This is a genomic window from Streptomyces sp. NPDC055506, assembly GCF_053643595.1.
The window spans coordinates 1-7,181 of the sequence record NZ_JBSHKH010000222.1; the positions used below are offsets into that span (position 1 = coordinate 1).

7 protein-coding genes and 1 pseudogene are annotated in these 7,181 nt (G+C 72.3%); 6 read left to right on the plus strand and 2 right to left on the minus strand.

Annotated features, from left to right (window positions below; genetic code table 11):
- Positions 1-125: 125 nt before the first annotated feature.
- The 4 genes and pseudogenes from ACWIF2_RS39465 to ACWIF2_RS39480 all read left to right on the plus strand — a co-directional run.
- Positions 126-974, plus strand: a pseudogene (locus ACWIF2_RS39465) (ABC transporter ATP-binding protein); the annotation flags it as partial.
- Positions 971-1,711, plus strand: a complete 741-nt coding sequence (locus ACWIF2_RS39470) for an ABC transporter permease (RefSeq protein ID WP_454366382.1) — start codon at positions 971-973, stop codon at positions 1,709-1,711. The pseudogene ACWIF2_RS39465 and the gene ACWIF2_RS39470, both read left to right, overlap by 4 nt.
- Entirely contained in the window at positions 1,708-2,877 is a 1,170-nt protein-coding gene (locus ACWIF2_RS39475) for a sensor histidine kinase (RefSeq protein WP_454366384.1), read from the plus strand. Before ACWIF2_RS39470 ends, ACWIF2_RS39475 begins: the two co-directional genes overlap by 4 nt.
- Positions 2,874-3,488, plus strand: coding sequence for a response regulator (locus ACWIF2_RS39480; protein ID WP_454366386.1), 615 nt, complete (start codon positions 2,874-2,876; stop codon positions 3,486-3,488). The genes ACWIF2_RS39475 and ACWIF2_RS39480 overlap by 4 nt, the downstream gene beginning before the upstream one ends.
- A gap of 90 nt (positions 3,489-3,578) precedes the next feature.
- Here ACWIF2_RS39480 and ACWIF2_RS39485 read toward each other — a convergent pair whose 3' ends face one another.
- Both ACWIF2_RS39485 and ACWIF2_RS39490 read right to left on the minus strand, forming a co-directional pair.
- Positions 3,579-4,433 (minus strand): transglutaminase family protein, encoded by an 855-nt coding sequence (locus ACWIF2_RS39485; RefSeq protein WP_454366388.1) that lies wholly within the window; start codon positions 4,431-4,433, stop codon positions 3,579-3,581.
- A gap of 30 nt (positions 4,434-4,463) precedes the next feature.
- The gene (locus ACWIF2_RS39490) at positions 4,464-5,480 is read right to left on the minus strand and encodes a GNAT family N-acetyltransferase (protein WP_454366390.1); all 1,017 of its coding nucleotides are present in this window, start codon (positions 5,478-5,480) and stop codon (positions 4,464-4,466) included.
- A 140-nt stretch (positions 5,481-5,620) separates the two neighbouring features.
- On the opposite strand from ACWIF2_RS39490, the gene fdxA reads away from it, so the two are divergent.
- Both fdxA and ACWIF2_RS39500 read left to right on the plus strand, forming a co-directional pair.
- A complete protein-coding gene (gene fdxA / locus ACWIF2_RS39495) occupies positions 5,621-5,938 on the plus strand; it encodes a ferredoxin (protein WP_010047804.1) in 318 nt (105 codons plus the stop codon).
- Between the two features lie 123 nt (positions 5,939-6,061).
- Positions 6,062-7,153, plus strand: coding sequence for a bifunctional succinyldiaminopimelate transaminase/glutamate-prephenate aminotransferase (locus tag ACWIF2_RS39500; RefSeq protein WP_454366392.1), 1,092 nt, complete (start codon positions 6,062-6,064; stop codon positions 7,151-7,153).
- Positions 7,154-7,181 lie beyond the last annotated feature (28 nt).

Below are 7,181 nucleotides of genomic sequence, written 5' to 3' on the forward strand. Positions count from 1 at the left end.
GCGCGCGCAGCACACCGATGCCGTCCATGTCGGGCAGGTAGATGTCCAGCAGGACCACGTCGGGGCGCAGCGCCTCGGCCGCGCGCACGTTCGACCAGGTGAGCAAGGCATACGACACCGTCCGGGCCGTGGACGGACTGACTCTGGACCTGCGCCCGGGGGAGACCGTGGCGCTGCTCGGCCCCAACGGCGCCGGCAAGTCCACCACCCTCGATCTGCTCCTCGGACTCAAGAAGCCCGACAGCGGCACGGTCCGCCTCTTCGGCGCCGGCCCCCGGGAGGCCATCGTCGCCGGGCGCGTGGGCGCCATGCTGCAGAGCGGCGGGCTGATGGACGAGGTCACGGTCGCCGAACTGGTGCGACTCGCCTGCGATCTGCACCCGAAGCCGTACCAGCCCTCCGAGGTGCTGTCCCGCGCGGGCATCGCGCAGATCGCCGGCCGTAAGGTCAACAAGCTCTCCGGCGGCCAGGCCCAGCGCGTCCGCTTCGCCCTCGCCACGGCCGGCGACAGCGACCTCATCGTCCTGGACGAGCCCACCACCGGCATGGACGTCACCACCCGCCAGGCCTTCTGGGCCACCATGCGCGAACAGGCCGACCAGGGCCGGACCGTCCTCTTCGCCACCCACTACCTCGAAGAGGCCGACGCCATCGCCGACCGGGTCCTCGTGCTGCACCGCGGCCGGCTCCTCGCCGACGGCACGGCCGCCGAGATCAAGGCCAAGGCGGGCGCCCGCCGCGTCTCCTTCGACCTGGCGGACACCGTCGACGAGGCGGCCCTGCGCGGCCTGCCCTTCCTGACCTCCCTGGCCGTCTCCGGCCGGACCGTCCGCATCCAGTCCACCGACGCCGACGCGACCGTCCACGCCCTCTACGGCCTCGGCGTCTACCCCCGCAATCTCGAAGTCGCCGGACTCGGCCTGGAGCAGGCCTTCGTCGCGATCACCGCCGCCGAGGAGGCGAAGTCGAAGTGAACAGCCTGATCAAGCTGGAACTCACCCGCGCCCTGCGCAACCGCAAGTTCCTGTTCTTCTCCGTGATCTACCCGTCGGTGCTCTTCCTGATCATCGCGGGCAACGCCGACAGCACCACGAAGGTCCCCGGCACCGGCCTGACCCTGCCGACCTACATGATGGTCTCCATGGCCTCCTTCGGCGCCCTCACGGCCGTCCTCATGGGCAACAGCGAGCGCATCGCCAAGGAGCGCGAGGGCGGCTGGGTGCGGCAACTGCGCCTGACCACCCTGCCGGGCCGCGGCTACGTCCTCGCCAAGACCGCGAGCGCCGCCGTCGTCAGCCTGCCGTCCATCGTCATCGTCTTCGCCGTCGCGGCGGCCGTGAAGGACGTACGCCTCGACGCCTGGCAGTGGCTCGCCCTCACCGGCGCGATCTGGGCCGGCAGCCTCGTCTTCGCCGCGCTCGGCGTCGCCCTCGGCTACCTCGCCAGCGGCGACGCGGTCCGCCCGATCACGATGATCACCTACTTCGGCCTGTCGATGCTCGGCGGCCTGTGGATGCCCACGACGACGTTCCCGGACTGGCTCCAGGACATCGCGAAGTGGCTTCCCACGCACGCGTACGCTGCCCTGGGGCAGGCCATCGAGCAGAGCCGCGCCCCGCACGTCCAGGACCTCGCCGTCCTCGTGGTGTCGTTCGCCCTGTTCGCGGGCGGCGCTGCCTGGCTGTACCGGAAGGACACCCTGAAGGCGTGAACGACGTCGGCGTCGGGATCGGGCAGCGCCCGGTCAACCGCAGGCAGCGGGTGGTGAAATCGCTGTGGACCGGCATCTGGCTGGTCTATCTGAGCGCGCCCGTCACCGACCTGCTGCACGGCGGCCACAGCACGGGGGTGCGGATCCTCGGCTGGATCGGCCTGGCCGCGTTCGTCACCTGGTACATGCTGCTGGTCTTCCGCACCGGCCGCGGCGAGCGCAACGCCCTGGTGCTCGGCTCGCTCGGGGTCCTCGCGGCCCAGTCGACGCTTCTCGCCCTCACCCTGGGCCGCGAGTGGCTGGTGCTGTTCGTGTACGTCTCGATCGCGTCCGGTGCGGCCCTGCCCCTGCGCATGGACCGCTGGACGATCCCGGCCGCGTGCGCGCTGCTGACCGCCGTGGCGTTCGCGGTGCCGGACGGTCACTCCTTCCTGGCCGGGCTCCTCATCCCGGCCCTGCTCGGCGGCTTCGCCATGACCGGTGTACGCGAACTCGTCCGGACGGCCATCGCCCTGCGCGAGGCCCGCGCCACCGTCGCCCAGCTCGCCGCCAACGAGGAACGCCTGCGCCTGGCCAGGGACCTGCACGACCTGCTCGGCCACTCCCTGTCCCTGATCACCCTCAAGAGCGAGCTGGCCGGCCGTATGCTCCCCGCCGAGCCCGACAAGGCGGCCCAGCAGGTCGCCGACATCGAGCAGGTCAGCCGCCAGGCCCTCGTGGACGTACGCGAGGCCGTCACCGGCTACCGGCGCCCCCGCCTGAGCGCCGAACTCGCCGGTGCCCGGGTCGCCCTGACCGCGGCCGGCGTCACCACCGACCTGCCCGCCGAGCCGCCCGGCCTCGCCGGAGTCCCCGAGGAGAGCGAGTCCGCCCTCGCCTGGGCCCTGCGCGAGGCGGTCACCAACGTCGTACGGCACAGCGGCGCCCGCAGCTGCACGGTCGAGCTGCTGCGCCGCCAGACCCTCGACGGCCCGGTGCTCGAACTCACCGTCGAGGACAACGGCTCGGGCGGCCCGGGCGACGGCTACGGCAACGGCCTCACGGGCCTCACCGAACGCCTGGCCAAGGCGGGCGGCGCCCTGGAGGCAGGCCCGCTCAGGCACGGCTTCCGCCTGGTCGCCCGCGTGCCGACGGCAGACCCGGCGGACGTAGGATCCCCCGCATGAGCCGCACGATCAAGGTCCTCCTGGCCGAGGACCAGTCGATGGTCCGCGAGGCCCTGGCCGCCCTGCTCGGCCTGGAAGCGGACATCGAGGTCGTCGCCCAGGTGGCCCGCGGCGACGAGGTCCTGGAAGCGGCCCGCGAACACGCCGTCGACGTGGCCCTCCTGGACATCGAGATGCCCGGCGCGACGGGCATAGAGGCCGCGGCCCGCCTCCACGCGGAGCTCCCGGCCGTGAAGCTGGTCATCCTCACCACCTTCGGCCGCCCCGGCTACCTCCGCAGCGCCATGGAGTCCGGCGCCGACGCCTTCCTGGTCAAGGACGCCCCCGCCGCCCAGCTCGCCGAGGCGATCCGCAAGGTCCTCACCGGCGAACGCGTCATCGACCCCACCCTCGCGGCAGCGGCCCTGGCAGACGGCGCCAACCCCCTCACGGACCGAGAGCGAGAGGTCCTCAGAGCGGCGGCGGACGGCTCCACCAACGCCGAACTGGCAGCAGCCCTGCACCTCTCCCAGGGCACGGTCCGCAACTACCTCAGCACGGCCATCCAGAAGCTCGCGGTAAGAAACCGAGCAGAAGCGGTCCGAACAGCACGAGAAAAGGGCTGGTTGTAAATCACCCTCAGGGGCGCGGGGAACTGCGCGAAGAACCCCCACGCACCCGCACACGCAACACAACACAAGCCCCTAACGGCGATGGCGGCATCAGTTGAGCATCGCCCGAGCCGCAAAAGCCTCCCCCCGAACCCGCTCGGCCGCAGCCTCATCCACGGCCTCCACCACCTCCGCATAGGCCTCCAGCTCCGAGGCCCCGCCCAGGAACTCCCCCCGCTGAACAAGCAACCGCGCCCGCTCGTACCGCAACCGAGCCGGATGCGAAGGCAACAGCAGCGACAACTCCACCGCCCACAGCGCGACATCCGACCGCTCCGGCCGAGCCGCCGCCCACGCCCGCACGTTGTTCAGGATCCGCAGCACCACCTCCAGCGGATCCGCCGGCCGCAGCATCTCCGGATCGAGCCGCCCCGTCCCCGTCGCCCCGGCGACCAGCACCTCCGCGTCCGCCCCCGTCAGCACCCGCCCCCCGTCGAACGGATCGGCGAGCACCTGCCCCTCGTCAGGCCCGAACCCGACCACGAAATGCCCCGGCAGGGCCACCCCGTACACCGGTGCCCCGGCCCGCCGGGCCACCTCCATCCACACCACGGACAGCAGGATCGGCAGCCCCCGGCGCCGCACCAGCACCTCGTGCAGCAGTGAGGACTCCAGCCGCTGGTAGTCGGCCGGGCTGCCGCCGAAACCCATCCGCTCACCGAGCAGTTCCCGCAGGGCGACCGCCCAGGCCCGCGGCCCGCCGGGCCGGTACGGCAGCAGCCCGGCCAGCCGGTCCAGCTCGACCTGCGCGGTGTCCAGACCCGCCTCGTCCAGCTCCCGGTCCGCCTCCGCGCCCACCAGCAGGCACAGCGTCGACAGATCGGGCCGCTCGGACCGGGCCTCTTCGGCGAACCGCCGCCGCAGCTCGGCGGAGCGCTCCGGGGACGGGGGATAGGGGGGACGCATACCTGGCTCGTGCCCTCTCACGACGATCGGTTACCGGCCGGTGCCGCCGGATTCCGGCGCCCGGTAGTGGTGGTAGGCATGGTGCGCGGCGAAGCCCATCCCGGTGTACAGCTCCCGCGCTCCCGTGTTCTCGGCCTCGACCTGGAGCCACGCGGCCGACGCCCCCTCGTCGAGGGCCCGCCGGGCCAGCGCGGCCATCACGACCGTGCCCAGCCCCTGTCGCCGCAGCTCCGGATCGACCTCGACGGCGGCGAATCCGGCCCACCGCCCGTCGACGACACACCGCCCGACGGCGGCCGGAGCGGCACCCTCGACCGCGCCCGGAACCGTGGCGAACCACACCGAAGGCCCGCTCCCGAGCACCCGCAGCGCCACCTCGCTCACGCCCTTGCGCTGGTACCGGGCCAGCCACGCCTCGTCCGCCTCCCGGGACAGCAGGACGCCCGCCGGGTCGGCACGGTCGGCGACCGGTGCCAGCGGGCCGATCCACAGCTCGGCGGTCACCTCCCGCACCCAGCTCCGCGCCTCCAGCTCGGCGCACAGCAGCTCCTGCGTGCCCTCGGCGCCGGTCGCGGTCTGGACGTAGGCGGGAAGCCCGCGGTCGCCGTACCAGCGCCGGACGGCGCTCAGCGCCTCGTCGAGCGGCATGCCCGGCTCGCCGAGGGGCAGCACCGAATTGGCCCGCCGTGTGAACCCGGACGCGGCCCGCAGCTCCCAGTCGCCGAGCCGCTCGCTCTCCACGGGCCGCCAGGCCCGCGCGGCGGCCCGGGCCAGTTCCTCGTACGAGGCGGCCGGACCACGGCGACGCGCCCGGGCGGCGGGCACCACCTTGCCGGCGACCAGCGCGGATTCCGCGATGCGGACGCTCTCGCCGTCCCGGCGTGTGATCAGCAGCACACCCTTGTCCCATGATGTGAGAACGCCGACCGTGTCGGTGAACTTCTCACCCGGAGCCGCATGTTCGATCATGCTCCGTACGGAGACCCGTTTGCCCACGTCAGCAGCGGTGATGGCCACCTCGAGACGCCCGGCGGCAGAGATTTCCACAGGTCGGTACACCCCTCCTGTTCGGATCATGCCCAAGAACGGAGATACTAGGGGCGGGCATCGACGACGCCGCGCTCCCGCGCGCCAGGCGGCGGAGCCTGAGGAGGCCCGCCAGCGCCCTATCGAGGAGGAACGACAGCGTGACCTACGTCATCGCGCAGCCTTGTGTCGACGTCAAGGACAAGGCGTGCATCGAGGAGTGCCCGGTCGACTGCATCTACGAGGGCTCCCGGTCCTTGTACATCCACCCGGACGAATGCGTCGACTGTGGTGCCTGTGAGCCGGTCTGCCCGGTCGAGGCGATCTTCTACGAGGACGACACCCCGGAGGAGTGGAAGGACTACTACAAGGCGAACGTCGAGTTCTTCGACGAGCTCGGCTCGCCCGGCGGCGCCAGCAAGCTGGGGCTGATCGAGCGCGACCACCCCTTCATCGCCGCGCTGCCGCCACAGGCCTAGCCACCGCAAGCGGCCGCACACCGTGCCGCCTCGGTCCCGTACGGCCTGATCACCTTGATCGCCGTACGGGGCCGAGGCGTTTGCCCAGAGGGCTCGTACGTGCCAGAAAGTGAGCCAGAAACCGTGTCCGCAGTCTCCGACCGTCTCCCCGCTTTCCCCTGGGACAAGCTGACGCCGTTCAAGGCCACGGCCGCCGCCCACCCGGACGGCATCGTGGACCTGTCCGTCGGCACCCCGGTCGACCCGGTCCCCGAGCTGATCCAGAAGGCGCTGGTCGACGCGGCGGACTCGCCGGGCTACCCGACCGTCTGGGGCACGCCCGAGCTGCGCGACGCGATCACCGGCTGGGTCGAGCGCCGCCTCGGCGCCCGCGACGTCACCCACCGCCACGTCCTGCCGATCGTCGGCTCCAAGGAACTCGTCGCCTGGCTCCCGACCCAGCTGGGCCTGGGCCCCGGCGACCGGGTGGCCTACCCGCGGCTTGCCTACCCGACGTACGAGGTGGGCGCACGCCTGGCCCGCGCCGAGTACGAGGTCTACGACGACCCGACGGAGCTGGACCCCGAGGGCCTGAAGCTGCTCTGGCTGAACTCTCCGTCGAACCCCACGGGCAAGGTCCTGTCGAAGGCGGACCTCACCCGGATCGTGGTCTGGGCCCGTGAGCACGGCATCCTGCTGTTCTCCGACGAGTGCTACCTGGAGCTGGGCTGGGAGGCCGACCCGGTCTCGGTGCTGCACCCCGACGTCAACGGCGGCTCGTACGACGGCATCGTGTCCGTCCACTCCCTCTCCAAGCGCTCGAACCTCGCGGGCTACCGCGCGGCCTTCCTGGCCGGCGACCCGGCCGTCCTGAGCCCTCTCCTGGAGATCCGCAAGCACGGCGGCATGATGACGTCCGCGCCGACGCAGGCGGCCGTCGTGGCGGCCCTGGGCGACGACGACCATGTCCGCGTCCAGCGCGAGCGCTACGCGGCCCGCCGTGCCCTCCTGCGCGAGGCCCTGCTGTCCCACGGCTTCCGCATCGAGCACAGCGAGGCCAGCCTCTACCTGTGGGCCACCCGGGGCGAATCCTGCTGGGACACGGTCGCCCACCTCGCGGAGCGAGGCATCCTCGTGGCCCCCGGTGACTTCTACGGCTCGGCGGGCGCGGAGTTCGTCCGCGTGGCCCTGACGGCGACGGACGAGCGGATCGCGGCGGCCGTACGGCGTCTGTAGCGGCAGCGGGCCGTCAGCGAATCGGAAC

Excerpts from the sequence above, each read along its gene's own strand:
- ACWIF2_RS39480 (WP_454366386.1), top strand. The coding sequence starts at position 2,874 with ATGAGCCGCACGATCAAGGTCCTCCTGGCCGAGGACCAGTCGATGGTC.
- ACWIF2_RS39485 (WP_454366388.1), bottom strand. The coding sequence starts at position 4,433 with ATGCGTCCCCCCTATCCCCCGTCCCCGGAGCGCTCCGCCGAGCTGCGG.